The 25,748-nt window shown below is 66.9% G+C and carries 29 protein-coding genes; 19 read left to right on the top strand and 10 right to left on the bottom strand.

Translation table 11 applies throughout. From position 1 onward, the window contains the following. Nucleotides 1-9 precede the first annotated feature (9 nt). On the top strand, nt 10-279 hold the full coding sequence (locus ACZY0X_RS03055; RefSeq protein ID WP_241405852.1) for a hypothetical protein: 270 nt from the start codon (nt 10-12) through the stop codon (nt 277-279). A gap of 16 nt (nt 280-295) precedes the next feature. Here the strand turns inward: ACZY0X_RS03055 and ACZY0X_RS03050 are convergent, their stop codons facing one another. Next, nucleotides 296-874: a carboxymuconolactone decarboxylase family protein gene (locus tag ACZY0X_RS03050; RefSeq protein WP_463768110.1), complete on the bottom strand. Its 579-nt coding sequence runs from the start codon at nt 872-874 to the stop codon at nt 296-298. A gap of 10 nt (nt 875-884) precedes the next feature. Continuing rightward, on the bottom strand, nt 885-2,300 hold the full coding sequence (ramB, locus tag ACZY0X_RS03045) for an acetate metabolism transcriptional regulator RamB (protein WP_463768109.1): 1,416 nt from the start codon (nt 2,298-2,300) through the stop codon (nt 885-887). A 134-nt stretch (nt 2,301-2,434) separates the two neighbouring features. On the opposite strand from ramB, the gene ACZY0X_RS03040 reads away from it, so the two are divergent. From ACZY0X_RS03040 to ACZY0X_RS03025, 4 genes are all read left to right on the top strand, one after another. Then, entirely contained in the window at nt 2,435-3,211 is a 777-nt protein-coding gene (locus ACZY0X_RS03040; RefSeq protein ID WP_463768748.1) for an acyl-ACP thioesterase domain-containing protein, read from the top strand. Between the two features lie 249 nt (nt 3,212-3,460). Then, complete coding sequence (gene aceA, locus ACZY0X_RS03035) at nt 3,461-4,747, top strand: isocitrate lyase (protein ID WP_463768108.1); 1,287 nt, start codon at nt 3,461-3,463, stop codon at nt 4,745-4,747. Nucleotides 4,748-4,894: 147 nt separating this feature from the next. Further along, nucleotides 4,895-5,752 (top strand): 3-hydroxybutyryl-CoA dehydrogenase, encoded by an 858-nt coding sequence (locus ACZY0X_RS03030; protein WP_463768107.1) that lies wholly within the window; start codon nt 4,895-4,897, stop codon nt 5,750-5,752. A gap of 105 nt (nt 5,753-5,857) precedes the next feature. After that, nucleotides 5,858-6,730 (top strand): cyclopropane mycolic acid synthase family methyltransferase, encoded by an 873-nt coding sequence (locus ACZY0X_RS03025; protein WP_463768106.1) that lies wholly within the window; start codon nt 5,858-5,860, stop codon nt 6,728-6,730. A 24-nt stretch (nt 6,731-6,754) separates the two neighbouring features. Here ACZY0X_RS03025 and ACZY0X_RS03020 read toward each other — a convergent pair whose 3' ends face one another. Next, entirely contained in the window at nt 6,755-7,618 is an 864-nt protein-coding gene (locus ACZY0X_RS03020; protein ID WP_463768105.1) for a polyphosphate kinase 2 family protein, read from the bottom strand. Nucleotides 7,619-7,622: 4 nt separating this feature from the next. Continuing rightward, entirely contained in the window at nt 7,623-8,327 is a 705-nt protein-coding gene (locus ACZY0X_RS03015; protein ID WP_463768104.1) for a TetR/AcrR family transcriptional regulator, read from the bottom strand. Nucleotides 8,328-8,435: 108 nt separating this feature from the next. Between ACZY0X_RS03015 and ACZY0X_RS03010 the strand changes: the two genes are divergently transcribed. The 6 genes from ACZY0X_RS03010 to deoC all read left to right on the top strand — a co-directional run bounded on the left by ACZY0X_RS03010 (nt 8,436) and on the right by deoC (nt 12,439). After that, nucleotides 8,436-9,746, top strand: a complete 1,311-nt coding sequence (locus ACZY0X_RS03010; RefSeq protein WP_463768103.1) for a DUF445 domain-containing protein — start codon at nt 8,436-8,438, stop codon at nt 9,744-9,746. A gap of 87 nt (nt 9,747-9,833) precedes the next feature. Beyond that, complete coding sequence (locus ACZY0X_RS03005; RefSeq protein ID WP_463768102.1) at nt 9,834-10,250, top strand: helix-turn-helix domain-containing protein; 417 nt, start codon at nt 9,834-9,836, stop codon at nt 10,248-10,250. A gap of 77 nt (nt 10,251-10,327) precedes the next feature. Next, nucleotides 10,328-10,948, top strand: a complete 621-nt coding sequence (locus ACZY0X_RS03000; RefSeq protein WP_463768101.1) for a heparin-binding hemagglutinin — start codon at nt 10,328-10,330, stop codon at nt 10,946-10,948. A gap of 87 nt (nt 10,949-11,035) precedes the next feature. Then, on the top strand, nt 11,036-11,326 hold the full coding sequence (locus tag ACZY0X_RS02995) for a DUF2516 family protein (RefSeq protein WP_354524852.1): 291 nt from the start codon (nt 11,036-11,038) through the stop codon (nt 11,324-11,326). A 31-nt stretch (nt 11,327-11,357) separates the two neighbouring features. Further along, complete coding sequence (locus ACZY0X_RS02990) at nt 11,358-11,753, top strand: DUF2599 domain-containing protein (RefSeq protein WP_463768747.1); 396 nt, start codon at nt 11,358-11,360, stop codon at nt 11,751-11,753. Next, a complete protein-coding gene (gene deoC / locus ACZY0X_RS02985) occupies nt 11,753-12,439 on the top strand; it encodes a deoxyribose-phosphate aldolase (protein WP_463768100.1) in 687 nt (228 codons plus the stop codon). The genes ACZY0X_RS02990 and deoC overlap by 1 nt, the downstream gene beginning before the upstream one ends. A gap of 13 nt (nt 12,440-12,452) precedes the next feature. Here the strand turns inward: deoC and ACZY0X_RS02980 are convergent, their stop codons facing one another. Genes ACZY0X_RS02980 through ACZY0X_RS02965 form a run of 4 tightly spaced genes read right to left on the bottom strand, consistent with a single transcriptional unit; the run spans nt 12,453 to nt 15,557 of the window. Continuing rightward, the gene (locus tag ACZY0X_RS02980) at nt 12,453-13,385 is read right to left on the bottom strand and encodes an LmeA family phospholipid-binding protein (RefSeq protein WP_463768099.1); all 933 of its coding nucleotides are present in this window, start codon (nt 13,383-13,385) and stop codon (nt 12,453-12,455) included. Next, complete coding sequence (locus tag ACZY0X_RS02975; protein WP_463768098.1) at nt 13,382-14,209, bottom strand: carbon-nitrogen hydrolase family protein; 828 nt, start codon at nt 14,207-14,209, stop codon at nt 13,382-13,384. Before ACZY0X_RS02975 ends, ACZY0X_RS02980 begins: the two co-directional genes overlap by 4 nt. Before the next feature lie 20 nt (nt 14,210-14,229). Continuing rightward, the gene (locus tag ACZY0X_RS02970; protein ID WP_463768097.1) at nt 14,230-15,012 is read right to left on the bottom strand and encodes a class I SAM-dependent methyltransferase; all 783 of its coding nucleotides are present in this window, start codon (nt 15,010-15,012) and stop codon (nt 14,230-14,232) included. 35 nt (nt 15,013-15,047) lie between these two features. Next, nucleotides 15,048-15,557, bottom strand: a complete 510-nt coding sequence (locus ACZY0X_RS02965; RefSeq protein WP_463768096.1) for a DUF2505 domain-containing protein — start codon at nt 15,555-15,557, stop codon at nt 15,048-15,050. A 26-nt stretch (nt 15,558-15,583) separates the two neighbouring features. On the opposite strand from ACZY0X_RS02965, the gene ACZY0X_RS02960 reads away from it, so the two are divergent. Together ACZY0X_RS02960 and ACZY0X_RS02955 are read left to right on the top strand one after the other, a co-directional pair. Next, nucleotides 15,584-16,639 (top strand): UDP-N-acetylmuramate dehydrogenase, encoded by a 1,056-nt coding sequence (locus ACZY0X_RS02960; protein WP_463768095.1) that lies wholly within the window; start codon nt 15,584-15,586, stop codon nt 16,637-16,639. Between the two features lie 21 nt (nt 16,640-16,660). Continuing rightward, nucleotides 16,661-17,956 carry a L,D-transpeptidase gene (locus ACZY0X_RS02955; RefSeq protein WP_463768746.1) on the top strand — a complete coding sequence of 432 codons (1,296 nt, stop codon included), beginning with the start codon at nt 16,661-16,663 and terminating at the stop codon, nt 17,954-17,956. On the opposite strand, the gene ACZY0X_RS02950 is transcribed toward ACZY0X_RS02955, so the two are convergent. Continuing rightward, nucleotides 17,940-18,689: an SDR family NAD(P)-dependent oxidoreductase gene (locus ACZY0X_RS02950; RefSeq protein WP_463768093.1), complete on the bottom strand. Its 750-nt coding sequence runs from the start codon at nt 18,687-18,689 to the stop codon at nt 17,940-17,942. The genes ACZY0X_RS02955 and ACZY0X_RS02950 overlap by 17 nt on opposite strands. A gap of 298 nt (nt 18,690-18,987) precedes the next feature. On the opposite strand from ACZY0X_RS02950, the gene ACZY0X_RS02945 reads away from it, so the two are divergent. The 6 genes from ACZY0X_RS02945 to ACZY0X_RS02920 all read left to right on the top strand — a co-directional run bounded on the left by ACZY0X_RS02945 (nt 18,988) and on the right by ACZY0X_RS02920 (nt 24,887). Continuing rightward, nucleotides 18,988-20,193 carry an ROK family protein gene (locus tag ACZY0X_RS02945; RefSeq protein ID WP_463768745.1) on the top strand — a complete coding sequence of 402 codons (1,206 nt, stop codon included), beginning with the start codon at nt 18,988-18,990 and terminating at the stop codon, nt 20,191-20,193. Nucleotides 20,194-20,239: 46 nt separating this feature from the next. Next, nucleotides 20,240-21,547 carry a D-inositol-3-phosphate glycosyltransferase gene (gene mshA, locus ACZY0X_RS02940; RefSeq protein WP_463768092.1) on the top strand — a complete coding sequence of 436 codons (1,308 nt, stop codon included), beginning with the start codon at nt 20,240-20,242 and terminating at the stop codon, nt 21,545-21,547. Next, entirely contained in the window at nt 21,544-22,071 is a 528-nt protein-coding gene (locus ACZY0X_RS02935; protein ID WP_463768091.1) for a type III secretion system chaperone family protein, read from the top strand. The genes mshA and ACZY0X_RS02935 overlap by 4 nt, the downstream gene beginning before the upstream one ends. 17 nt (nt 22,072-22,088) lie before the next feature. Then, complete coding sequence (locus ACZY0X_RS02930) at nt 22,089-22,838, top strand: phosphoglyceromutase (protein ID WP_463768089.1); 750 nt, start codon at nt 22,089-22,091, stop codon at nt 22,836-22,838. A gap of 154 nt (nt 22,839-22,992) precedes the next feature. Continuing rightward, nucleotides 22,993-24,204: a sensor histidine kinase gene (locus ACZY0X_RS02925; protein WP_463768088.1), complete on the top strand. Its 1,212-nt coding sequence runs from the start codon at nt 22,993-22,995 to the stop codon at nt 24,202-24,204. Further along, the gene (locus ACZY0X_RS02920; protein ID WP_463768087.1) at nt 24,201-24,887 is read left to right on the top strand and encodes a response regulator; all 687 of its coding nucleotides are present in this window, start codon (nt 24,201-24,203) and stop codon (nt 24,885-24,887) included. Before ACZY0X_RS02925 ends, ACZY0X_RS02920 begins: the two co-directional genes overlap by 4 nt. A 6-nt stretch (nt 24,888-24,893) precedes the next feature. On the opposite strand, the gene ACZY0X_RS02915 is transcribed toward ACZY0X_RS02920, so the two are convergent. Further along, nucleotides 24,894-25,688, bottom strand: coding sequence for a DUF3109 family protein (locus ACZY0X_RS02915; protein ID WP_463768744.1), 795 nt, complete (start codon nt 25,686-25,688; stop codon nt 24,894-24,896). Nucleotides 25,689-25,748: the final 60 nt, after the last annotated feature.

Below are 25,748 nucleotides of genomic sequence, written 5' to 3'. Positions count from 1 at the left end.
CCGTTGCCCGTGAGAGCAGTGGTAGTCGCCGGGATCGGCGGACTGATCGTCGGCCACGTGCTGTGGCTGGTCGGTATCTCGCTGGCCATGGCGACCACCGAGGTGAGCACCTGGGTCCTCGTGGTCGCCGCGGTGTCCCTGGTCGCCGCCGTGATCGGCGGACTGCTGGGCCGACGGTTCCATCAAGCCAAGGCCTACGCCAAGGCGTGGTTCGCGTGGTGCCTGCCGATGGCTCCGGTGCTGCTGTCGGTGATCGTCCTGGGCGTCACCTACCTGTAGAGGCCGGCGCTGAGGTCTAGTCCGGGAAGTCGAGCGGGATGCGAAGCGTCGCCATCGTCGCCGCCAGGCCGTCGTACTGGCTTGCCAGCATGCAGAACTCGATGAGCTGCTTCTTGTTCAGGTAGGTAGCGAGCGCCGTCCACGTCTCGGCCGACATGGAACGTGTGATGACGAACTCGTCGGTCGCGGTGATCAGCACCCGTTGGCGGTCGGTGAGCCCATCGGCGTCGGGACCCTCGAAGATCAGGGCCTGGGTCTGCGCGTCGACGCCGCGACTGCGGGCCAGGCGGCGGTGTTGCTGCAGTTCGTACTCGCAGTTGCGCAGGTGACCGACCCGCAGGATCACCAGTTCGGCCTCCTGGCGCGACAACTTGCCAAGGCCGAGCAGTACACCGGAGTAGGGCAGCCAGGCCAGGAACAGCAGTTGGTGCTGGCCGATGACGTTGAACAGGGCGAACCGCGGCGCGCGGATGGCCCTCGCGCCGAGCTTGGCGATCACCCAGTTCAGCGGCCCGAGTTCGCGGAACCCTCCGGGTTGGATGCGTGCCGGGGCGGGGCCGCGAGCGGCCAGTTTGTCATCGTCGGGAGCGCTCACAACAGCGAGTCTAGGGATGCTTGACCAGGTATGGGGACACTGTGCTGCGGTGCTCGTTGAGGTCGAGCGCGCCGCCGAGGACCGGGAATGCGCGCTGCGGACAGTTATCGCGTTCGCACACCCGGCAACCCGCACCGATGGGGGTGGCGATCTCGCTGGACAGGTCGAGGCCCTCTGAGTAGACGAGACGGTGGGCGTGGCGCAGTTCGCAGCCCAGCCCGATCGCGAACGTCTTGCCGGGCTGGCCGTACCGCGCCGCGCGCCGCTCGACCGTGCGCGCCACCCACATGTAATGCCTGCCGTCGGGCATCTGCGCGATCTGCACACCGATCTTGCCGGGGTTGCCGAATGTCTCGTAGACGTTCCACAGCGGGCACGTGCCGCCGCTGGAGGAGAAGTGAAAACCGGTGGCGGACTGACGCTTCGACATGTTCCCCGCGCGGTCGACCCGCACGAACGACAGCGGGACGCCTCGCATCGACGGGCGTTGCAGCGTCGAGAGCCGGTGCGCGATCGTCTCGTAGCTCACCGAGTAGAACGCAGACAGCCGCTCGACGTCGTAGCGGAAGTTCTCGGCGACCCGGTGGAACTGGCTGTAGGGCAACACAATGGCCGCGGAGACGTAGTTGGCTATCCCCAGGCGGGCCAGCGTCCGGGACTCGGCACTGGTGAAGTTTCCCTCGTCGACGAGCTTGGCGATCAGATCGCCGAACTCCAGGTAGGCCAGTTCGGCGGCGAGTTTGAACACCTGCTGCCCCGAGGACAGATGCGCGCTCATCTCCAGCGTCTTGGTCTCCGGGTCGAAGCGGTGCAACACGGTGTCGCCGAGGTCGCTGCGCGTGACGATGCGCACGTCGTGCACCGCTCGCAGGCGGTCGGAGAGCTCGCGGGCCAGTTCGGTGCGGTGCATCCGCACCCGGACGGTGAGATCCTCAGCGGCGGTGTCGAGTTCGTGCAAGTAGTTCTGCCGCTGGTAGAAGAAGTCGCGGACCTCCTCGTGCGGCATCGTGATGGCCCCGCTGCCGCTGCCGTCGGCGTAGCGGCTCTCGGTGGCGGTCGCCAACTGTGTGGCGGTGAGTCGGTAGCGCTGGTGGAGGTTCACCATCGCCCGTGCCAGGGTCGGATGCGAGTTGACCAGATCCGCGAGCTCGGACGGGTCGACGTCGATACCGAGATCGCGGTCGAGTGTCACCTCCCGAAGTTCGGCGACCAGCCGGGTGTCGTCATGGGGGGCGAAGAATGTGGCGTCGACGCCGAACACCTCGGTGATGCGCAGCAGCACCGCGACGGTGAGCGGACGCACGTCGTGCTCGATCTGATTAAGGTAACTCGGCGAGATGTCGAGCATCTGCGCCAGCGCGGCCTGGCTCAAGCCGCGCTCACCGCGTAGCTGACGTACCCGCGATCCGACGAAGGTCTTGGCCACGTGAACCAGCCTAACAACGCTGTGAATGCCAACTTCGCAGCCTTTGCACCGGCCACCCTGTGGCAGTATCGAACTTCGTGAGTACCAGCGGTGCGACGGCCAAAACGCAGGCCGTGACGGGTCTTGCCAAGCAGATGCTGCCCGTCCCCGACCCCCACCCCGACGTGTTCGACGTGCAGTGGCCGCTGCGGGTTGCCGACGTCGACCGCGAGGGCAGGCTGAAGTTGGACGCGGCCACTCGCCACATTCAGGACATCGGCTCGGACCAGCTGCGTGAGATGGGCTACGAGGAGACCCATCCGCTGTGGATCGTGCGGCGCACGATGGTCGACGTGATCAGGCCCATCGAGTTCAAGGACATGCTGCGGCTGCGGCGGTGGTGTTCTGGAACCTCGAACCGGTGGTGCGAGATGCGGGTGCGCATCGACGGTCGCAAGGGCGGGCTCATCGAGTCCGAGGCGTTCTGGATCAACATCAACCGGGAGACGCAGGGCCCGGCGCGCATCTCCGACGACTTCCTCTCGGGTCTGCAGCGCACGACTGACGTCGACAGGTTGAGGTGGAAGGCCTACCTGAAGGCCGGCAGCCGCGAGGACGCCCAGGATGTCCGCCCCTTTCCCCTTCGGGTGAGCGATATCGACATCTTCGATCACGTGAACAACTCGGTGTACTGGAGTGTGGTCGAGGACTACCTCGCCACCCAGCCCGCGCTGATGGCGGCACCGTTGCGCGTCACCATCGAGCACGACCTGCCGGTGGCGCTGAGCGACGAGTTGGAGATTGTTCGGCACGTGCATCCGGCGGGCTCCACCGATGCGTTCGGTCCGGAGCTCACGGATCGCACTGTTACAACGCTCACATACGTCGTCGGCGACGAGACGAAAGCCGTCGCGAGCATCTTCTCGCTCTGATTTGCCGGGTTTAACAGTACGAGCGTACTGACCTGCGGAGATCGTTTACCCCACGGTAACCTCTGAACCGGTTCAGCTCCGGACCTCCTTCGCAACCTTTGCAGAATAACCACATTGTTGGCGGAAATTGGCAAGTCAAACGGGTGGACCTGCGGATATGCCATGTGCCATGGTCGTGTTAGCAAAAGAGTGAAGCTGCGGCGACGTTAGCAACGATGCGCGCGGCGATCAGCAACCGAAGGAGCCGCAATGTCCACCGTTGGCACACCCAAGAGCCCCGAGCAGATCCAGCACGACTGGGATCACAACCCCCGCTGGAACGGCATCGAGCGCACCTACACGCCCCAGGACGTCGTCGCCCTGCAGGGCCACGTGGTCGAGGAGAGCACGCTCGCCCGCCGCGGCGCCGAGGTGCTGTGGGAGCAGCTCCACAGCATGGACTACGTCAACTCGCTTGGCGCACTGACCGGCAACCAGGCCGTCCAGCAGGTCCGCGCAGGCCTCAAGGCCATCTACCTGTCGGGTTGGCAGGTCGCCGGTGACGCGAACCTGTCCGGCCACACCTACCCCGACCAGAGCCTCTACCCGGCCAACTCGGTGCCGCAGGTCATCCGCCGGATCAACAACGCCCTGCTGCGCGCCGACCAGATCGCCAAGGTCGAGGGCGACACCTCGATCGAGAACTGGCTGGCCCCGATCGTCGCCGACGGTGAAGCAGGCTTCGGTGGTGCGCTGAATGTCTACGAGCTGCAGAAGGCCATGATCGCCGCCGGTGTTGCCGGTTCGCACTGGGAGGACCAGCTCGCGTCGGAGAAGAAGTGCGGCCACCTCGGTGGCAAGGTGCTGATCCCCACGCAGCAGCACATCCGCACCCTGACCTCGGCCCGCCTCGCGGCCGACGTCGCCGACGTGCCGACCCTCGTCATCGCCCGCACCGACGCCGAGGCCGCGACCCTGCTCACCTCCGACGTCGACGAGCGCGATCAGCCGTTCATCACCGGCGAGCGGACCAAGGAGGGCTTCTACCACGTCACCAACGGTGTCGAGCCGTGCATCGCCCGCGCCAAGGCCTACGCCCCGTACTCCGACCTGATCTGGATGGAGACCGGCACCCCGGACCTGGCGCTGGCCAAGAAGTTCGCCGAGGCGGTCAAGGCTGACTTCCCCGACCAGATGCTGGCCTACAACTGCTCGCCGTCGTTCAACTGGAAGCAGCACCTGGACGACGCGACCATCGCGAAGTTCCAGAACGAGCTCGGCGCGATGGGCTTCAAGTTCCAGTTCATCACCCTGGCCGGCTTCCACGCCCTCAACTACTCGATGTTCGATCTGGCCCACGGCTACGCCCGCAACCAGATGAGCGCCTACGTTGAGCTGCAGGAGCGCGAGTTCGCTGCAGAGGAGCGCGGCTACACCGCGACGAAGCACCAGCGTGAGGTCGGCGCAGGGTACTTCGACCGCATCGCCACCACGGTCGACCCGACGAGCTCGACCACCGCGCTTGCGGGTTCGACCGAAGAGGGTCAGTTCCACTGAGCTAGACGCCCGGCAGACGCAAACTCGCGTGAACCGCACTCCGTGCGTGCGAGTCTGCGTCTGCTGGCGAAGGCAGCACAGGCTCCGCCCGCGTTTTCCACGGGGCGGGGCCTGTCGCAATTTTCCGACATAGTAGAAACGGTGAACGTGACTGAGATTGAGCGGGTGGGCGTCATTGGCGCCGGACAGATGGGCGCGGGGATCGCCGAGGTGTCCGTGCGCGCCGGCGTGGACGTGCTGGTCTACGAGCCGACCGAGGCGCTGACCACCGCTGGTCGCGACCGCTTGACCAAGTCCCTGCAGCGGGGTGTCGACAAGGGCAAGTTGACCCAGGACGAGTTCGACGCCGCACTAGCCAAGCTGAGTTTCACCACCAAGCTCTCCGACCTGTCGGATCGTCAGCTGGTGATTGAGGCGATCATCGAGGACGAGGCTGTCAAGGCCAAACTGTTCGCCGAACTCGATGAGGTCATCACCGACCCCGACGCCGTCCTGGCGTCGAACACGTCGAGCATCCCGATCATGAAGATTGCTGCCGCGACCAAGAATCCTGGTCGCGTACTGGGTCTGCACTTCTTCAACCCGGTTCCCGTGCTGCCACTGGTCGAGTTGGTGGCCACGTTGGTCACCACCGATGCGGCTCTGAGCCGTACCGAGCAGTTTGCGAGCGCGGTGCTGGGCAAGCAGGTCGTCAGGTGCTCGGATCGGTCCGGCTTCGTGGTGAACGCGTTGCTGGTGCCCTATCTTCTGTCGGCGGTGCGCATGGCCGAGGCCGGTGTCGCGACGGTCGAGGACATCGACACCGCCATCGTCGCCGGGCTGTCGCATCCGATGGGGCCGTTGAAGCTGTCCGATCTGATCGGACTCGATACGCTTAAGCTGATCGCGGACAAGATGTTCGAGGAGTTCAAGGAGCCGCTGTACGGGCCGCCTCCACTGTTGCAGCGGATGGTCGAGGCAGGTCAGCTCGGCAAGAAGTCGGGCCAGGGTTTCTACAAGTACTAGGCCCATCGCATCATTGGCAATTGATTAGGTCATTAGTTAACCTGACGTTTGGGGCAGACGCCGGCGCATGCGCCGCGTGTAGGGAAAGCAAGGATTAGTCAGCGAATGTCACAAGGCAACTCCGATCTGTCGCCGTATTACGAAGAGTCTCAGTCGATATACGACATTTCGGATGAATTCTTCGCGTTGTTCCTGGGTACGACCATGGGTTACACCTGCGGATACTACGAACGCGACGACATGACGCTGGATGAATCCCAGCTCGCCAAGTTCGACCTTGCGCTGGGCAAACTCGACCTCGAGCCGGGGATGACGCTGCTCGACGTCGGCTGCGGATGGGGTGGCGCGCTGGCCCTCGCCGTGGAGAAGTACGACGTCAACGTCATCGGCATCACCCTGAGCAAGAACCAGAGTGAGTACACCAGGGCCCGGCTCGCCAAGATCCCGACGTCGCGCAAGGTGGAGGTGCGACTGCAGGGCTGGGAGGAGTTCGACGAGCCCGTCGACCGCATCGTCTCGATCGGTGCATTCGAGGCCTTCAAGCAGGAGCGTTACCCGGCGTTCTTCGAGCGTGCCTACAGCGTCCTGCCCGACGGTGGCCGCATGCTGCTGCACACGATCCTGGCTCATACCCAGGAGTTCTTCCGTGAGAACGGCATCAAGCTGACGATCAGTGATCTGAAGTTCATGAAGTTCATCGGCGATGTGATCTTCCCGGGTGGGCAGCTGCCCGCGGTGGAGGACATCGAGAAACTCGCCGACGGTTCGGGGTTCACGCTGGAGCGCACGCACCTGTTGCGCCCGCACTACGCCCGGACGCTGGACATGTGGGCGGCGAACCTCGAGGCCAACAAGGACAAGGCGATCGCGATCACCTCCGAGGAGATCTACGAGCGCTACATGAAGTACCTGACCGGCTGCGCGGACTTCTTCCACCGCGGTATCACCAACATCGGCCAGTTCACCCTGGTCAAGTAGCGTCGGTCATCGCTCGAGGTTGAGTCAGGCCTGCGCTAGCCTGCGCCTCTCGGCTTCCACGTCGAAGTCGGCTGGCGGCCAAGACAATTCGAGTCCCTTGAGTGCCTCGATCAACAATTCGGTGATGGCCAGTCGGCTGTACCACTTGCGGTCGCAGGGGATCACATGCCACGGCGCGTACTCGGTGGACGTGCGATCCAGAACCGCCTGGTAGGCGTCCTGGTACTTCGGCCACAGCAGGCGTTCGTCGATATCGGCCGGGTTGTACTTCCAGTACTTCTCGGGTCGCTCGAGTCGCTCCGTCAGGCGCTTCTTCTGCTCATCGAGTGAGACGAACATCGCCACCTTGACGATGGTGGTGCCGGTGTCGACAAGTTCCTTCTCGAAGGCATTGATCTCGTCGTAGCGGGCGCCCCACACGTCGGGCGGCACCAGGTCGTGCACCCGCACGATCAACACGTCCTCGTAGTGCGACCTGTCGAACACTCCGATGTGACCGGCCGCGGGCAGTGCCTTGTGTATCCGCCACAGGTAGTGGTGGGCGAGTTCCTCCGGGGTGGGCTGGCCGAAGCTGGTGTACCGGATTCCCTGCGGATTGCCCGCGCCCACAACGTGTTTGACGATGCCGCCCTTGCCCGCGGTGTCCATGCCCTGAAGTACCAGCAGCACCGACCGGTGGTCGCCGCCGCGGCTACTGGCGTAAAGCATCTCCTGCAGTTCGGCGAAGCGCGCGTTGCGCTCCTCCTGCAGTGCGGGGGAGTCGCTCTTACTGCCCTTGAATCCCGGGGTCGCGTTGGTGTCGACGTCGGCGACGCGGTCACCGGCCTTGAACTCCAGTTGGATGTGGGGCTCGTGGGTCCACAACTCGGGCAGGTCGGTGTCCGTCACCGCATCAGTCAAGCAGCTCTGGCGGCAGGGTTGGGGATGGATGCGCCAGCGCGTTGAACTTCTCCAGGGATCCGCCCACCTCGACGATTCCACGCAACGCGTTCCAGGACAGCATCGTGAGGTAGTCGATCAGTTCGTCGGCGGTCATCCGGGGGTGCGACATCCAGGAGTGCGTGGCCAGCTGCACGCCGCCAGTGATCATGAACGCCCACGGCTGCGCGCCGTGCGTGTCCATGCCCTCCTCGGCCATCCGTCGCCGGAGCATGACACCGAGCATGCGAGCGATGATCTGCTCGGAATCGGCGACGGCCTTGCTCTTGCTCGCCGAGCTGTTGGCCATCACGAACGGATAGATCTCCGGTTCGGCGGCGACGGTGTCGACATACACCCTGATGATCTCCCGGGTAAGCGCGTAGCCGTCGAGGTTCGATGTCAGGGCGGCGGCCATGTTGGGGATCAGGGTCGTCTGGGCGAATCGCATCATCACCGCGGTGGTGAGGTCGTTCTTATCGACGAAGTACCTGTAGAGCACGGTCTTGGACACGCCGATCTCGGCGGCGATCTCATCCATGCTCACGTTGCTGCCGCGACTGCGGATGGCTACCAGCGTGCCGTCGACCAGCTCATTGCGGCGGTCGACTTTGTGCTGGTGCCAGCGTCGCTTGCGGCCATCGGTCTTCACCGCCCCGGCTGGGGTCTGCTGTGCCACGTATCCCCGTATTCCGTTTCCTTTGTTGCCCCCGATGATACGGCCGATGGCTCGCGGCCGGACGATGGGACGCACGGGTCCCTGTCGTGATGACGGCATGATGGTGGAGTGTCACACCGACCCACCGCGCAGCCGCGGGCGAGCTTCGCCGAAACTCTGGCCGGAATCGACTCCGTTGCTGACGCCGAACGGCGCCGTGGCCTGCGTCGAATGAAGGTCGTTGCCCTGGGGTTTCTGGTGGGCGCGACCATCGTGTTTCTGCTGTGCACGTGGGCCCAGTCGCGCGGTGCGGACCCCTGGGTGGGTTACGTCCGCGCCGCCGCGGAGGCGGGCATGGTGGGTGCACTCGCCGACTGGTTTGCCGTGACGGCCCTGTTCAAGCACCCGTTGGGCATCCCGATACCGCACACCGCGATCATCAAGCGCAAGAAAGACCAGCTGGGTGAGGGTCTCGGGGCGTTTGTCCGGGAGAACTTCATGTCTCCTGCAGTGGTCGAGACGAAGCTCCGCGACGCCCAGGTGTCGGGCCGCGCAGGCAAGTGGCTGTCGGAGCCCGCGCACGCCGAGCGGGTTGCCGCGGAGGCGTCGACGGTACTGCGTGTTCTGGTCGAGATGCTGCGCGACGAGGACATCCAACAGCTCCTGGACCGGATGATCGTCAAACGCATCGCCGACCCGCAGTGGGGACCGCCGATCGGTCGGGTGCTGGCCTCGCTACTGGAGGCCGGGCGCCAGGAGGCCCTGATCCAACTGCTCGCCGATCGCGCGTTCCAGTGGTCTCTGAATTCGGGTGAGGTTATCGAGCGTGTCATCGAGCGTGACTCGCCGACGTGGTCGCCGCGGTGGGTCGACCATCTGGTGGGGGACCGGATCCATCGCGAGCTGATGGACTTCACCGACAAGGTGCGCCGCAACCCCGACCACGAGCTGCGGCGCTCGGCCACCAAGTTCCTCTTCGAGTTCGCTGACGACCTACAACACGACGACACGACGATCGCGCGTGCGGAGAAGGTCAAGGAAGAGATCATGGCCCGCGACGAGGTGGCCCGCGCCGCCGAGACGGCGTGGGGTGCGGCCAAGCGCATCATCCTGGAGTCGGTCGAGGATCCGTCCTCGACGCTGCGCGCGCGTATCGCCGACTCCGTCGTGCGTATCGGGGAGTCGCTGCGTGATGACGCCGACCTGCGAGACAAGGTCGACAACTGGATCATTCGAGCGGCTCAGCACCTGGTGACGCAGTATGGGACGGAGATCACAGCGATCATCACCGAGACCATCGAGCGCTGGGATGCCGACGAGGCGAGTCGCCGGATCGAGCTACATGTTGGCCGTGACCTGCAGTTCATCCGAATCAATGGCACCGTGGTGGGTGCGCTCGCGGGCCTCGTGATCTATTCGATAGCCCAGCTGCTGTTCTGACCTGCGCTAACTAGTGCTTGCAAAAGTTAGCACCCCGTCTTACGGTTGATTTCGAAGCCAATCGGTTACTGACGGAGGGGGTGAAACATGTCGCAAGACGAGAAGCTGACCGCAGTCGTAAGCAACGCCGCGTCCGACATCGGCAGCTTCATCCGCGCCCAGCGCGAGGCCGCGCAGGTATCGGTTCGGCAGCTCGCTGAGAAGGCTGGTGTCAGCAATCCCTACCTCAGCCAGATCGAGCGGGGACTGCGCAAGCCGTCCGCGGACGTGCTCAACCAGATCGCGAAGGCGCTGCGGTTGTCGGCCGAGGTGCTCTACGTCCAAGCCGGAATCCTCGAGCCGAGTGAACCCAGCGAGGTGCGCGACGCCGTCGTGGCCGACACCGCGATCACCGAGCGGCAGAAGCAGGTGTTGCTCGACATCTATGCCTCGTTTCGCCAGCAGAACGAAGCGGCAGCTGATGAAGCTGCCGCGGACAGTGATGAGGAGCCAACTACTGACTGACATCCGCCTCACCGCGAACTGAAATCACGAACACACACCAAAACAACGCATGAACATCCTGAGAGGAATGAATTGACATGGCCGAGAAGAATCAGCCCACCATTGAAGACCTGAAGGCTCCGTTGCTCGCCGCCGTGGGTGCCGCCGACCTGGCGCTCGCCACCGTGAACGAGATCGTCATCGCGCTGCGCGAGCGCGCCGAGGGTGCCCGCACCGACGCCGAGGCCCGCGTCGAGGAGGCCCGCGCGAACCTGAACAAGTTGCAGGAGGAGCTGCCGAGCCAGGTGGGCGATCTCCGCGAGCGCCTCAATGGCGATGAGCTGCGCAAGGCCGCCGAGGGCTACGCCGAGTCCGCGACCGCGACCTACAACCGGCTCGTCGAGCGGGGCGAGGCTGCCCTGGAGCGTCTGCGTAGCCAGCCGGCCCTCGAGGAGGCGGCTCACCGCGTCGAGACCGTCACCGACCAGGCCGTCGAGCTGACACAGGATGCGCTTGGCACTGTGGCCTCGCAGACCCGCGCCGTGGGTGAGCGCGCCGCCAAGCTGGTCGGTGTCGAACTGCCCAAGAAGGCCGAGAACGCCGCCGCGCCGGTGAAGAAGGCTGCTGCCAAGGCTCCGGCGAAGGCCCCGGCCAAGAAGGCTCCCGCCAAGAAGGCCCCGGCCAAGAAGGCTCCCGCCAAGAAGGTCACCCAGAAGTAATCCCGATCGGGTCACCTGGCCCGATTTGGCACGGCCGCGGGCGGCCCAATTTGGCACAGGAGGACGTACCCCGCCTAGGCTTGAGGCGTGCAGTCTCAGAGCCTGGTGGGTTACGTCCTCCTCGTCATCATGGTTGGTGCGTTGGTCTTCGGGGCCTACTGCTTCATACACGCCGCGATGCAACGCCCGGACGCATTCACCGCCGCCGAGAAGTTGAGCAAGCCGATATGGCTCGCGATCCTCGGCGGTACAACGCTTTTGGCGCTGCCCTACCTGCTGGGCGCCCCTGTCGGCTCCGCCATCGTCATCTGCGCGGCCGGCGTCTACATGGTCGACGTTCGCCCCAAGATCCTCGACGTTCAGGGAAAGTCGCGGTAGCGGCGTGCCCCGTCTGATCGCCGCCTCGCTGATGGCGGTCGCCGTCGCAGCCGCGTTGATGCCCGTCACCACACCGGCCGCTTCCGCGGATCCCGTCACCGGCCCGCCGTTCATCGTGCACACGGAGTGGGTCAAGTGGGGAGACCTGTCCAGCCTTCGCGTCTATCCGACGTACGCAGGCCGCGTGGTGGCAGGTCAGCCCGGCACCATCGCGCAGGGTGAGGAGGCGTGGGCCGAGGTGCTCGCGATCTCCCCGGATGCCGACATCCCGGGCATGCGGCAGCAGTTCATGTGCCACTGGCAGTTCGCCGAGATCGCCGATCCGGGTAAGTCCAGCTGGAATCTCGAACCCTGGCGGCCCGAGGTCGATGACGCCACGATGTTCTCCACCGGCTGCAATCCCGGTGGTACTGAGGAGCCGTTCTGATGGGTACACGCTGGACACGAGGCGCAGTCGCCGAACTCGTCGATCACACGCTGCTCAAGCCCGAGGCCACGATGGCGGATGTGACCGCCCTGGCCGAGGAGGCCGTCGACCTGGAGGTGTACGCCGTGTGTGTCTCTCCGTCGATGGTGGCCACAGCCAAACGTGCGGACGCACTGGGCCTGGCGATCGCCACCGTCGTCGGATTCCCCTCGGGTAAACACGATTCGGCGGTCAAGGCGCATGAGGCGGTCATCGCGGTCAATGCCGGCGCGCAGGAGGTCGACATGGTCATCGACGTCGGCGCCGCAGTCGCCGGTGATCTCGACGCCATCCGCGCCGACGTCGCGACGGTGCGCGAGTCGCTCCCCGAAGCCGTGGTCCTCAAGGTGATCGTCGAGTCCGCCGCACTGCTGGAACTGGCGGGCGAACAGACCCTCATCGACGTGTGCCGTACGGCGGCCGACGCCGGCGCTGACTTCGTCAAGACCTCGACGGGCTTTCACCCGGCGGGCGGTGCCTCCGTGCGGGCCGTCGAGATCATGGCAGCCACCGTCGGCCCGACCGTCGAGGTCAAGGCCAGCGGCGGGATCCGGACCGCGGCCGATGCCATCGCGATGCTCAACGCCGGTGCCACCCGGCTGGGCCTATCTGGCACGCGCGCCGTGCTGGACGGCCTGCCCGACTGATCCGCGGTGGGCCCTAGATGCCGGCGAAGCAGTCGCCGCTCTGGGGCGCACCGGTATCCATGGTCGCGTTGTGCGCCGAGAGCTTGGTGGTCACGCCCGTGTCGGTCACCTCGATGCTGTCGGCCCGCAGATCCATCGGGTAGTCCTTGGTCAGCTGGCTGGTGAATGCGTCCAGTGCCGGCTGCACGGTCTCACGCGGCAACGTGAAGCCCAGCCCCGTCAGTTCAACGACCTGCAGCGAGATACTGCCGTCGACGACCTGGGGTTTGGCGATGATGGAACCCAGCATGCCGTCGAGTTCGACCGTGCCGTTGCTCGGGTTGGTGGTCACACCGTTGACGAAGCTACCGATCAGCGGGATCGCCTTCTTGATGGTCTCTTTGATGCCATCGGCTGACCAGGTGACGGTCGTGTTGAGGTTTCCGATGGTGCCGCGGTTACTTCCGTCGTTGGCCACCGTGACGTTGTCGATGACGATATCGGCCTTCATGCCCTTGGCCTCGCGGATGTTGTTGCCCGCCGTGGTGATGTGAATGCCGCTGTAGTGGCCGGTGAAGTGCTGCAGCAGGAACGGGCGAGCGCCGAACGACACCGTCACACCGTCCTGCACGATGCACTGCGTGGACTGGGCGACGACCTCGCTGCCCTTGCTGCGCGCCCACAGCTCGCCGCCGACCAGGCCTGCCAGCCCGAGGGCGGCCACGATCACGATGACCAGCGTGATCGACAGCGGGTCGCGAATGAACCTGGTGAAGGCTGACCCGGACTTGGGCGGCTTTGGCGGTTCGGGTGGCTGAGCTGCGGGAGCCTGCTCCGTCGGCGGAGCCTGCTGCGGCGGTGGGGGTGGGGCTGTCTGCGGAGGAAGCTGCTGGGTCGGCGGCTCACCGGTCGGGGGGGTCGGCTCCTGCGGTGGCTGGTTGGCCGGACGGGCCCACGGATCGGTCACCCCAGCGATTGTGCCTTACTCGACCAGGCGAACGCTGTGCGGTTGTCAAGCACCGCGATGCTCGCCCGTGCCTTCTCGGCGCTGGCGAGGTCGACGTCGGTGACCAATAACTGCACGTCAGCGCCCGCCGCGGCGATCACATCGCCGGTGGCCGAGGCCACCACGCTGCCGCCCACACCGGTCGGGCCGGTCGCCGCGATCTCATCGCCCGGGTAGGCCTGGTCGACCGCCGCCACGATGGCGGTGGTGTCCAGCGCCCGGGCGCGCGCCAGCAGCGTCCATTGGTCGAGCTTGCCCGGACCCGAACCCCAGGACGCGTGCACCGTGATGATCTGGGCGCCGCGCCGGGCCAGCTCGACGTAGAGCTCGGGGAACCGGATGTCATAGCAGGTGGTCAGGCCAACCCGGACACCGTCGACGGTGATCATGGTCGGCTCGAAACCCGGTGCGACGGTGCGGGACTCGGTGACCCCGAACGCGTCGTAGAGGTGGATCTTGTCGTAGTGCGCGTCGATGACGCCCTCCGTGGAGGGGCCCGCGGCGATCAGGGTGTTGGTGACCCGGCCGTCGCCGCTTGGGCAGTACATACCCGCCACCACGACGATGCCGTAGCGCTGCGCGATCGCACGCACCCCCGACGCCCACGGTCCGTCGAGCGGTTCCGCGATTGGAGCCAGGGGGGCGCCGAACCGGCACATCGTCGACTCCGGAAACAGCACCATGCGCGCGCCCGCGTCGGCGGCGCGGCGTGAGTAGTCCTCGACCAGGCTGAGATTGGCCGAGGGGTCGGTGCTGGACGTGATCTGCGCGAGGGCGATTCGCATGACTCGAGCCTACTGCGGGGCTACCTGGGTGCGACGGTGTCCCAGGGCACCGACAGCACGCCGTCGCGCAGTCGGCGGCGCGGGGGATCGACGGGGATTCCCTGCTCGGCGAGCATGTCGAGCATCGCGCGCCAGCGCACCCGCGGGCCGAACACCCCGTGGCCGGCCACACTGGCCCAGGCCCGGTCCGCCGCGGCGAGTAGCGCTCCTATCGGTTGCCCGTCGACGTTGTGGTGGATCAGCACCTTGGGGAGTCGCTCGGCGAGGTCTGAGGGCTTGTCGATGGCGAATGGGTCGCACGCCAGCGTCAGGCTGACAGGACCCTGCGCGTCGAGCAGCACCCAGCAGCACCGCCTGCCCAGTTCGTCGCACGTCCCGTCGACTATGAGGCCGCCTGCGGCCAGGTGCCTGCTCATCATCGACCACGCCTCGGGCACCGCGTCGACGTCGTACTGTCGCAGTACGTTGAAGGCGCGCACCAGAACCGGTGTGAGACCGGCCAATTCGAAACCGCCGAGGCCGAACTCGACACCCGGCAGGGCCGCCGATCGGGCGGCGTCGACCCGCTCGGGGTGAATCTCCAAGCCGACGACGCGGACATCGTCGCGCACACTCCGCAGACGCGACGCCAGTTCGAGGGTGGTCACCGGAAGCGCCCCGTAGCCAAGGTCGACGACCAGGGGATCGGCGGCCGACTGCAGTGCCGCGCGCACCCGCGGCGAGTGCACCAGCCACCGGTCGCTGCGCCGCAGCCGGTTGTAGCCGGTGGTGCCCCGGGTGAGCTGTCCGATGGGGCCGCTCATGGCCTGATTGTCCACCCCGGTCGGCCCGAAGTGCGTTAGGAGGCGCCGGCGGAGATCCAATTGGTGGTGAAGCGCTGCTCGGCGGTGAGGAGTTCGACCAATTGGCTGCCGATGAAGTTCTCCACCTTGCCGCCGACCAGGGGGATGCGGACCTCGACGGTGGCCGCGAAGTCCAGAAGGGAACCGGCACCCCTCTGGCTCAGCGTCGCCGTTCCCGACAGCGATGCGGGGGCGCCGGGAATCGAGCCGCGCACCGTCGCGCCTGCCTGCCCGTCGCGCACCGGCGACCACGTCTCCTCACGCACGAAACTCAGGTCGCCGCGGTGGAACTGGGACACCAGACCCGGTAACCGGCTCGCCCACAGGGTCTGTGTGGTGATCACGTCGATGCTGCCGTCGGATCCGACGGTCATCGAGTCGAGGGTGGCGTCATCAGCGCCCGAATCCGCCAGCCGCGCAAGCCAGTATTGCCGGTCCCCGAATGCCCGGTGAACCAGCTCGACGCTGCCGTCGTAGCGCGCGGACACGTCGAAAGAACGTGACATAGCCGCTCAGGCTACCGTTACGCCCCGTGGTCGGTTCGCATATCGCAGGCGCAGCGGTCAGCGAGTTCGTGCCGCTCGCGCCGCTGACGACGTTGCGTGTCGGCCCCGTGGCCCGCCGCCTGATCACGTGCGAGCGCACCGAACAAGTCATCGCGGTGCTGCGCGAACTCCCCGACGACGAACGATCCCTGGTGCTGGCCGGTGGCTCGAACGTGGTCATCGCCGATGATCTGACCGACCTGACCGTCGTGCACCTGCGCAATTCCGGGGTGAGTGTCGAGGGGCGCGTGCTGCGGGCCGAGGCGGGCGCGGTGTGGGACGACGTCGTCGTGACATCGCTGGAACATGGCCTTGGTGGGCTCGAGTGCCTGTCGGGGATACCGGGGTCCGCGGGTGCCACGCCGGTGCAGAATGTCGGCGCATACGGCGCCGAGGTGGCCGACACCATCAGCCGTGTGCGACTGCTCGACCGCAGGACCGGTGCCGACGAATGGGTCGAGCCCGATGCGCTCGGCTTCGGTTACCGGCACAGCGTGCTGAAGAACTCCGATCACGCCGTTGTGCTGGAGGTCGAGTTCACCCTGGACGCCGCCGGTCTCAGTGCACCGCTGCGCTACGGCGAACTGGCCACCACCCTGGCCGCCGAGGCCGGCGCTCGGACCGACCCGGCACGGGTGCGTGAGGCGGTGCTGGGGCTGCGTGCCGCCAAGGGCATGGTGCTCGACGCTGCGGACCACGACACGTGGAGCGTCGGCTCCTTCTTCACCAACCCGGTGGTCACGAAGGCCGACTTCGAGAGGATCCTGGCCACCGTGGGGGCGCCGGTACCCAACTATCCGGCACCGAACGGGGTCAAACTGGCCGCGGGCTGGCTGGTCGAGCGAGCGGGATTCGGCAAGGGCTACCCGGGTGCGGGTGCGGCTGCCACGTTGTCGACCAAGCACGCCCTGGCCCTGACCAACCGCGGATCCGCGACCACCGCCGATGTGATCGCGCTGGCCAGGACGGTCCGCGACGGTGTGCGTGCGGCGTTCGGGATCGATCTCACACCCGAGCCATGCCTGATTGGGGCGACCCTCTAGGTACCCTTGGTCGACGTGACCATGAACCGGCGTGCAGCGATGACCGCGATTGCGGTGGGGGCCTCCGGCGTCCTCGCCGCATGCGCCGGGCGTACGGTCACCGGGCCGGACGGGTCGCCGACCGCCGAGTCACCCAAGGCTCCCGAGATCACCTTCAATCCCGCCAATGCGGCCGATGATGTGGCGCCGACGGCCAAGGTCGGCGTCGAGGTCGATAACGGCTGGTTCCAGCGCGTCACGCTGACCAACTCCGAGGGCAGGGTGGTCGCCGGCGCGGTGAACCGGGACCGCACGGCGTTCACGGTGAGCGAGCCGCTGGGTTACGGCGCGGAGTACACCTGGGGCGGCTCGGTCGTCGGCCACGACGGCAAGGCCGTACCGCTGGCGGGCAGTTTCACCACGGTCGATCCGCAGGTGCAGGTCAACGGCCAGTTCCAGTTGGCCGACGGGCAGACCGTCGGCGTGGCGGCGCCCATCATCCTGCAGTTCGACGCGGCGATCGCCGACGAGGACAGGGCGCGGGTGGAGAAGGCCCTCACCGTCACCACCACGCCGCCCGTCGAGGGCGGCTGGGCCTGGCTGCCCGATGAGGTCGGCGGTTCGCGGGTGCACTGGCGCACCAGGGAGTACTACCCGGCAGGCACCAAGGTCCACGTCGCCGCCAACCTCTACGGTGTGCCGTTCGGCGCCGGGGCGTTCGGTGCGGCGGACTCGACGCTGGACTTCACCGTCGGGCGTTACCAGCTGGTCAAGGCCGAGGCGTCGTCGCACCAGATCGAGGTGCTCACCGATGCGGGCGTGATCATGACTCTGCCGTGCAGTTACGGCGAGGGCGACCTGGACCGCAATGTCACGCGCAGCGGTATCCACGTGGTGACCGAGAAGTACGAGGACTTCTGGATGACCAACCCGGCCGCCGGCTACGCCAACGTGCACGAGCGGTTCGCGGTGCGGATCTCCAACAACGGCGAGTTCATCCACGCCAACCCGAACAGCGCGGACGCGCAGGGCAACACCAATGTCACCAACGGCTGCATCAACCTGTCGACCGCGGACGCCGAGCAGTACTTCAACACCGCGATGTACGGCGACCCCGTCGAGGTCACCGGTACTCGCATCGAGCTGTCCTACGCCGACGGCGACATCTGGGACTGGGTCATCGACTGGAACGAGTGGACCGCGATGTCGGCGCTGTCGGACGCGCAGTCGCCGACCAATATCCCCGACACCGCACCTGCGACGCCCAGTGGCGCGCCGACCCCGTCGGGGTCCACCACGCCGAGTGCTGCCCCGGGTGGCGCTAGACCCGGCGGTTGAACCTGCCGTTGGGTGCCTGGTCTCGCGGCCTGATCACGATCTGATCGAGATTGACGTGCGACGGCCGCGACGCGACGAACCCAATGACCTCGGCGACGTCGTCGGCCACCAGTGGTGTGATCCCCTGGTACACCCCGTCCGCGCGGTCCTGGTCGCCATCGAAGCGGACCAGTGAGAACTCCGTCTCCACCGCCCCGGGGGCAATCTCGGTGAGCCGCACGGGTTTTCCAAGCAGCTCGCCGCGCAGCGTGCGGTGCAACGCGCCTTGTCCATGCTTGGCGGCGGTGTAGCCGGCGCCACCGTCATAGGTCTCGAAGGCGGCGATCGAGGTCACCGTGACCACCAGGCCGTCGCCGGATTCGACCAGCTTGGGCAGCAAGGCCCGGGTCACGCGCAGCGTGCCGAGCACGTTGGTCTCCCACATCCACCGCCAGTGCTCGAGGTCGGCGTCGAGGACTGGCGCCAGGCCTCTGGCGCCACCGGCGTTGTTGACCAGCACATCCACCCGCTCCAGGCCTGCTGCCAGCGCATTCACCGAGGCGTCATCAGTGACGTCCGTCACAATGGCGGTACCGCCGATCTCGTCGGCCAGGGCGGAGATCCGGTCCGCCCGACGGGCCGCCACGATGACGTGAAAGCCAAGGGCTGCAAGCGTTTTAGCCGTCGCTGCGCCTATCCCAGAGCTGGCGCCGGTGACCACCGCGACGCGCTGATTCGATTCTGCTGCCGTCATCGCACCAACCCTAGTCAGCGTGCTAGGTTCACGACGTGTCCTCAGGTCAGGCTTCCCGTATCGCCACTCGGCGTGCGTGTTGTTGTTGCGCAACTCGTCGCGCCTGACTGAATCGCGGACTCCTTAGAACGTCCGGCTGAGTCGCAGGTGTGGCCCGCACCCACCAGCCGACTTCTTCCAAAGGACCGTTCCCGTGAGCACTTCCACCATCTCCGCCCCCAGCACCACCGCCTCGAGCAGCGTCTCAGCCTCGGGCACCGCCGCCCGCCAGACCGCGGCGGCACATGCCAAGCGCGCACTGCTCGCCCGCCACCACATCGTGGCCCCGTCGCTGCGCGTCGCCGACGCCGCCGCTGCCGCCGTCTTCGGGGCCGCCCGCGTGCGGGGCCCGATCGCCCGTGACGTCGTCGCCAAGGTCACCGGCCTGAGCATCGCCACCGTGAACCGGCAGGTGACAGCGCTGTTGGACGCCGGCGTGCTGCGTGAGCGCGCCGATCTCGCGGTGTCCGGTGCCATCGGACGTCCGCGGGTCCCCGTCGAGGTGAACCACGAACCGTTCCTCACCCTGGCCGTACACATCGGCGCCCGCACCACCAGCATCGCCGCGACCGACCTGCTGGGACGGACACTCGACGTCGTCGAGACCCCCACCCCGCTGGGCACGCAGAACGCGGCTCTCGCCTCGCTGGCCGGCAGTGCCCGGCGCTACCTGAGCCGCTGGCACCGGCGCCGTCCGCTGTGGGTTGGCGTGACCGCCGGCGGCGTGGTCGACAGCGTCACGGGGCAAATCGACCACGCCCGGCTGGGCTGGTCGGGAGCACCGGTCGGCCCCGTGCTCGCCGAGACGCTCGGTCTTCCGGTCTCGCTCGCAAGCCACGTCGACGCGATGGCGGGCGCCGAGCTTCTGCTGGGGTCACGCCGGTCGGCGGCCCAGACGTCCACCAGCCTGTACCTGTACGCCCGCGAGACCGTCGGCTACGCATTGTCGATCGGCGGTCGGGTGCACTCGCCCACCAGCGGACCCGGCACCATTGCCGCACTGCCCGCTCATTCCGAGTTATTGGGTGGCACAGGCCAACTCGAGTCGACGGTCAGCGACGAGGCGGTGTTGTCGGCGGCCCGCAGGCTGCGCATCGTGCCCGCCGACGGATCATCGTCGACCATCGGCGCGGTGCTCCGCGCCGCCCGTCAGGGCAATGCGCAGGCCGCCGGCCTACTGGCGGAGCGTGCGCGGGTGCTCGGCGAGGCCGTCGCACTGTTGCGCGACATGCTCAACCCCGACGATCTCGTGGTCGGTGGGCAGGCGTTCACGGAGTATCCCGAGGGTGTGCCGCTCGTGGAGGCCGCGTTCGCCGCGCGCTCCGTGCTCGCTCCGCGCGATATCCGGGTGACCTCATTCGGCAACCGAATCCAGGAGGCCGGTGCGGGGGTGGTGTCCCTCGGTGGCCTCTACGCCGATCCGATCGGCGCGATGCGACGAGCGGCCCGCGATCGCACCGCCTGATGAGGGTCGACGTGGCGAGCTTCGGGCGCGGTGTAAGTATGGGGTGGTGCGCGTAGCCGTTCTGTCGGTCCATACCTCGCCGCTCGCCCAGCCGGGTACCGGCGACGCGGGCGGGATGAACGTCTACGTGCTGCAGAGCGCGTTGGAACTCGCCCGCCGCGGTGTCGAGGTCGAGATATTCACCAGGGCGACGTCGTCATCGGATGAGCCGGTGGTCCGGGTGGCCCCGGGCGTTCTGGTGCGCAACGTGGTCGCCGGTCCGTTCGAGGGCCTCGACAAGTACGACCTGCCCACCCAGCTGTGTGCGTTCACCGCGGGTGTCCTGCGTGCCGAGGCGACCCACGAGCCCGGCTACTACGACATCGTGCACTCGCACTACTGGCTGTCCGGCCAGGTCGGATGGTTGGCCCGGGACCGCTGGGCGGTGCCGCTGGTGCACACCGCGCACACCCTGGCCGCCGTCAAGAACGCATCGCTGGCCGTCGGTGACGCCCCCGAACCGCCGCTGCGCGCGGTTGGCGAGCAGCAGGTGACCGACGAGGCCGACCGGCTGATCGTCAACACCGAATACGAAGCGGGTCAACTGGTCTCACTGCACCACGCGGACCCCGACCGCATCGACGTCGTCCATCCCGGGGTTGATCTCGCCACGTTCACCCCCGGTGACCGGGCCGCCGCGCGGCGCGCGCTGAACCTGTCGCCCGACGAGCAGGTGGTCGCGTTCGTCGGCCGGATTCAGCCGCTCAAGGCGCCCGACGTCCTGCTCCGCGCCGCCGCCAAGCTGCCACCGCGCACGCGAGGAGCAAAAGAGGTAAACGTGCGCGTGCTCATCGCGGGCGGCCCCTCGGGCACCGGCCTCGCCAATCCCGATGGACTGGTTCGGTTGGCCGCCGAGTTGGGTATCACCGACCGCGTGACATTCCTACCGCCGCAGGCCCGCGACGGACTCGTCGACGTGTACCGGGCCGCCGATCTGGTCGCGGTGCCGAGCTACGCCGAGTCGTTCGGGTTGGTGGCGGTCGAAGCCCAGGCCTGCGGCACCCCGGTGGTCGCGGCGGCGGTTGGTGGACTGCCGGTCGCGGTACGCGACGGGGTCAGCGGCACCCTGGTGCCCACTCACGACACCGACGACTGGGCAGCGGCCATCGGCGACCTGCTCGCACGGGATCCGAAGGCCATGCGCGAGGCCGCGCACCGGCATGCCGCGACGTTCTCCTGGGCGCACACCGTCGACGCGCTGTTGGACAGTTACGGCCGCGCCATCACCGACTACCACGCGCGCCACCACGGGCACGACGCCAAGGCGCGACGCAACGGCAGGCGGTTCTCGGTGCGGCGCGGTGTGCGCGCTTGAACGTCCAACAGGTCATTGAGGACACGCTGGCCGAACACGATCTCGAGTACACCGTCTACCAGGGTGAGCATGACGGCCGCCCCGGCGTGGTCGTCTCGCTGCCGGGGGAGCGCAAGCTCAAGACCAACACGATCCTGCGCGTCGGAGATCACGCGGTGCGGGTCGAGGCGTTCGTGTGCCGCAGACCCGATGAGAACGCCGAGGGTGTCTACCGGTTCATGCTGCGCCGCAACCGCAAGCTCTACGGGGTCGCCTACACGCTCGACAACGTCGGCGACATCTACCTGGTGGGCCGGATGGCGCTGCACGCCGTCACACCCGACGAGGTCGACCGTGTCCTCGGTCAGGTGCTCGAAGCCGTCGACTCGGACTTCAACACCCTGCTGGAGTTGGGCTTTCGCTCATCGATCCAGAGGGAATGGGAGTGGCGGGTCGCCCGGGGCGAGTCGCTCAAGAATCTCGAGGCCTTCGAGCACCTCATCGCCGACGACACCGATGACACACAGGACTCCGACCCGGCCTGAGACTCGTACGTGAAAGGATGAGCGCCATGGCGACGTTGGTGCTGCTCCGTCACGGCGAGAGCGAATGGAATGCGCTGAATCTCTTCACCGGGTGGGTCGACGTCGACCTCACGGACAAGGGCAGAGCCGAGGCGGCCCGCAGTGGCGAGCTGCTCGCCGCTGAGGGCGTGCTGCCGGACGTGCTGTACACATCGCTGATGCGGCGCGCGATAACCACCGCCAACCTGGCCCTGGACAGGGCCGACCGGCACTGGATCCCCGTGCACCGCAGCTGGCGGCTCAACGAGCGGCACTACGGTGCGCTGCAGGGGCTGGACAAGGCCGCCACCAAGGAGAAGTACGGCGAAGAGCAGTTCATGGCGTGGCGTCGCAGCTATGACACGCCGCCGCCCCCGATCGAGAAGGGCAGCGAGTACAGCCAGGACGCCGACCCGCGCTACGCCGATATCGGAGGTGGCCCGCTGACCGAGTGCCTCGCCGACGTCGTCGCCCGCTTCGTGCCGTACTTCGAGCAGGCGATCGTGCCCGATCTGAGGGCAGGCAAGACCGTGATGATCGCCGCGCACGGGAACTCACTGCGTGCCCTGGTGAAGTACCTCGATGACATGACCGACGCCGACGTGGTGGGGCTGAACATCCCCACCGGTATCCCGCTGGTCTACGACCTGGACGGTGATCTGAGGCCCACGGTCCCGGGCGGGCGCTACCTCGATCCAGACGCCGCTGCCGCCGGTGCCGCGGCTGTCGCCGCCCAGGGCGCCAAGTAGCCCAAGGCCGATAAGGGCTGTCGGAGCAAAATTCCGGTGAACTCGGGTGAACGCGAGTGAACACCGGACAAACTCCTGTCTTTGAATGTGTGACTTGTCCCGAATTGGCCGCACGCTGCTGGGATGACGTTCACCGGGTGCGTACGATTTGCCCGTGAGTGTGGGGTCCGCACTGCTGCTGACAGCGGTCGTGGCATTGTTCGCGCTGGCGCTCGGCGCAGCGGTCGGAGCGGTGCTGATGCCGCGACTCCGTGAACGCCAGGAACGCCGCTCGCTCGAGCAGGACGGCATCACCATCTCGCAGATGCTGCAGCACGTCGTGGCGATGTCCCCGGTCGGCATAGTCGTGGTCGACACCCACCGCGACGTCGTCTACACCAACGCACAGGCCGAGGAGTTGGGGTTGGTCCGGGACCGTTTGCTCGACGAGCGCGCCTGGTCGGCGGCACAGCGCACGCTGGCCACCGGTGAGGACATCGAGGTCGATCTGTCGCCGACCCGCAAGCAGAACCCCGGCCGGTCGGGTTTGAACGTGCGTGGCCACGTGCGACTGCTGACCGAGGACGACCGCCGCTTCGCCGTCGTCTATGTCGACGACCAGTCCGAACACGCCCGCATGGAGGCGACCCGCCGAGACTTCGTCGCCAACGTCAGTCACGAATTGAAGACCCCGGTGGGGGCCATGGGTGTGCTCGCAGAGGCGTTGCTCGCCTCGACTGACGACGCTGAGACGGTCGCCCGCTTCGCCGAGATGATGGGCACCGAGTCCAAGCGTCTGGCCAATATGGTCGGCGAACTGATCGAACTGTCACGGCTGCAGGGTGCCGAACCGCTGCCCGACCTTGAGGCGGTCGACGTCGACACCGTGGTGACCGAGGCACTGTCGCGCCACAAGGTGGCCGCCGACAACGCCGACATCGCGATCAACACCGACGCACCGACCGGTTACCGAGTGTACGGCGATCAACCGCTGCTGGTCACCGCGATCGCCAACCTGGTGTCCAACGCGATCGCCTACTCGCCCGAGGGATCGCAGGTGTCAGTCAGCCGTAGGCGACGGGGCAACTTCGTTGAGATCGCGGTCACCGATCGCGGTTTCGGCATTGCCAGCGCCGACCAGGAACGGGTCTTCGAACGCTTCTTCCGCGTCGACAAGGCGCGATCCCGGGCCACCGGCGGCACGGGACTGGGACTGGCCATCGTCAAGCACGTCGCGGCCAATCACAACGGATCCATTCGGCTGTGGAGTCAGCCGGGCACCGGATCGACCTTCACCTTGTCCATACCGACCTACCCCCATCACGACCTGGACGACCCAGACGAGCGCGACGGGTCACACAAACGAGAGGACCACCCACCGAAATGACGAATGTGTTGATCGTGGAGGACGAGCCGTCCCTGGCTGACCCCCTGGCGTTTCTGCTGCGCAAGGAGGGCTTTGAGGCGACGGTGGTCACCGACGGGCCGTCGGCGCTGGCCGAGTTCGAGCGTGCGGGTGCCGATATCGTGCTGCTGGACCTGATGCTGCCCGGCATGAGCGGCACCGACGTGTGCAAGCAACTGCGGTCGAAGTCCACGGTGCCGGTCATCATGGTCACCGCACGAGACAGTGAGATCGACAAGGTGGTGGGCCTGGAACTCGGTGCCGACGACTACGTCACCAAGCCGTACTCGGCGCGTGAGCTGATCGCGCGCATCCGCGCGGTGCTGCGCCGCGGTGTCGAGGTCGATGATCCGGGGATCGGTGATGGCGTGCTGGAGGCCGGACCGGTCCGGATGGACGTCGAGCGTCACGTCGTGTCGGTGGGCGGTGATCTGATTACCCTGCCGCTCAAGGAGTTTGACCTGCTCGAGTACCTGATGCGCAACAGCGGACGGGTGCTGACCCGCGGTCAGCTCATCGACCGGGTGTGGGGGGCCGACTACGTCGGCGACACCAAGACGCTCGACGTTCACGTCAAGCGGTTGCGCTCCAAGATCGAGTCCGACCCGGCGAACCCGGTGCACCTGGTCACGGTGCGGGGGCTGGGCTACAAGCTCGAGGGCTGAGCGCGCCTATTGCGCGGCGCGGGTTGCCGGGTGGATGGCTATCAACCCGAGCACACCGCGTCGCTTGCACATCGCGGCGAGCTCGTTGTAGGCCTTGTCGCCCAGCAACTCGGTGAGCTCGGGGGCGTAGGACTGCCAGACCGGCCGCGAGCCCGTGTGCGCGGCCGGATCACCCGTGCAGTACCAGTGCAGGTCTGCGCCGCCCTCACCCCAGCCGCGGCGGTCGTACTCGGTGATCACGGTGCGCAGGATCTCCGTGCCGTCGGGCCGGGTGATCCAGTCCTGAGTGCGCCGGATCGGCAACTGCCAGCACACTTCCGGCTTCATGGTCAGCGGTTCGACACCGAGCTTGAGGGCCTTGCTGTGCAGAGCGCAGCCGATACCGCCGGCGAATCCGGGCCGGTTCAGAAAGATGCAGGCGCCCTTGTACTTACGGGTTCGCAGGTTCTTCTTGCCCTCGTACTCGTCCATTTCGAGGTAGCCCTTGCGGCCCAGTCCCTTGTCCCGGAACTGCCAGTCGTCGGCGGTCAGGTGCTTGACCGCGTCGTCGAGTCCGGCGCGGTCATCGTCGTCAGACAGGAACGCGCCGTGCGAGCAGCAGCCGTCGTCGGGCCGGCCGGCGACCGTGCCCTGGCAGGCGGGAGTGCCGAACACGCACGTCCAGCGCGACAGCAGCCACGTCATGTCAGCGGCGATCAGGTGTTCGGGGTTCTCCGGGTCCAGGAACTCAACCCACTCGCGGGCGAAGTCCAGTTCCACCTCACCGGGCGTGCCCCGATTGTTCTCGGCGCCAGCGCTCATCGTGCGGGGTTGCGCGCGCAAGCGCTCATCGTGCATCCACTCATGGAATCCAACGGTAGA

This window comes from Mycobacterium sp. IDUB_39 (genome assembly GCF_055419205.1).
Note: the sequence above shows the minus strand (reverse complement) of the source record. Positions and strands in the feature narration are given on the sequence as shown.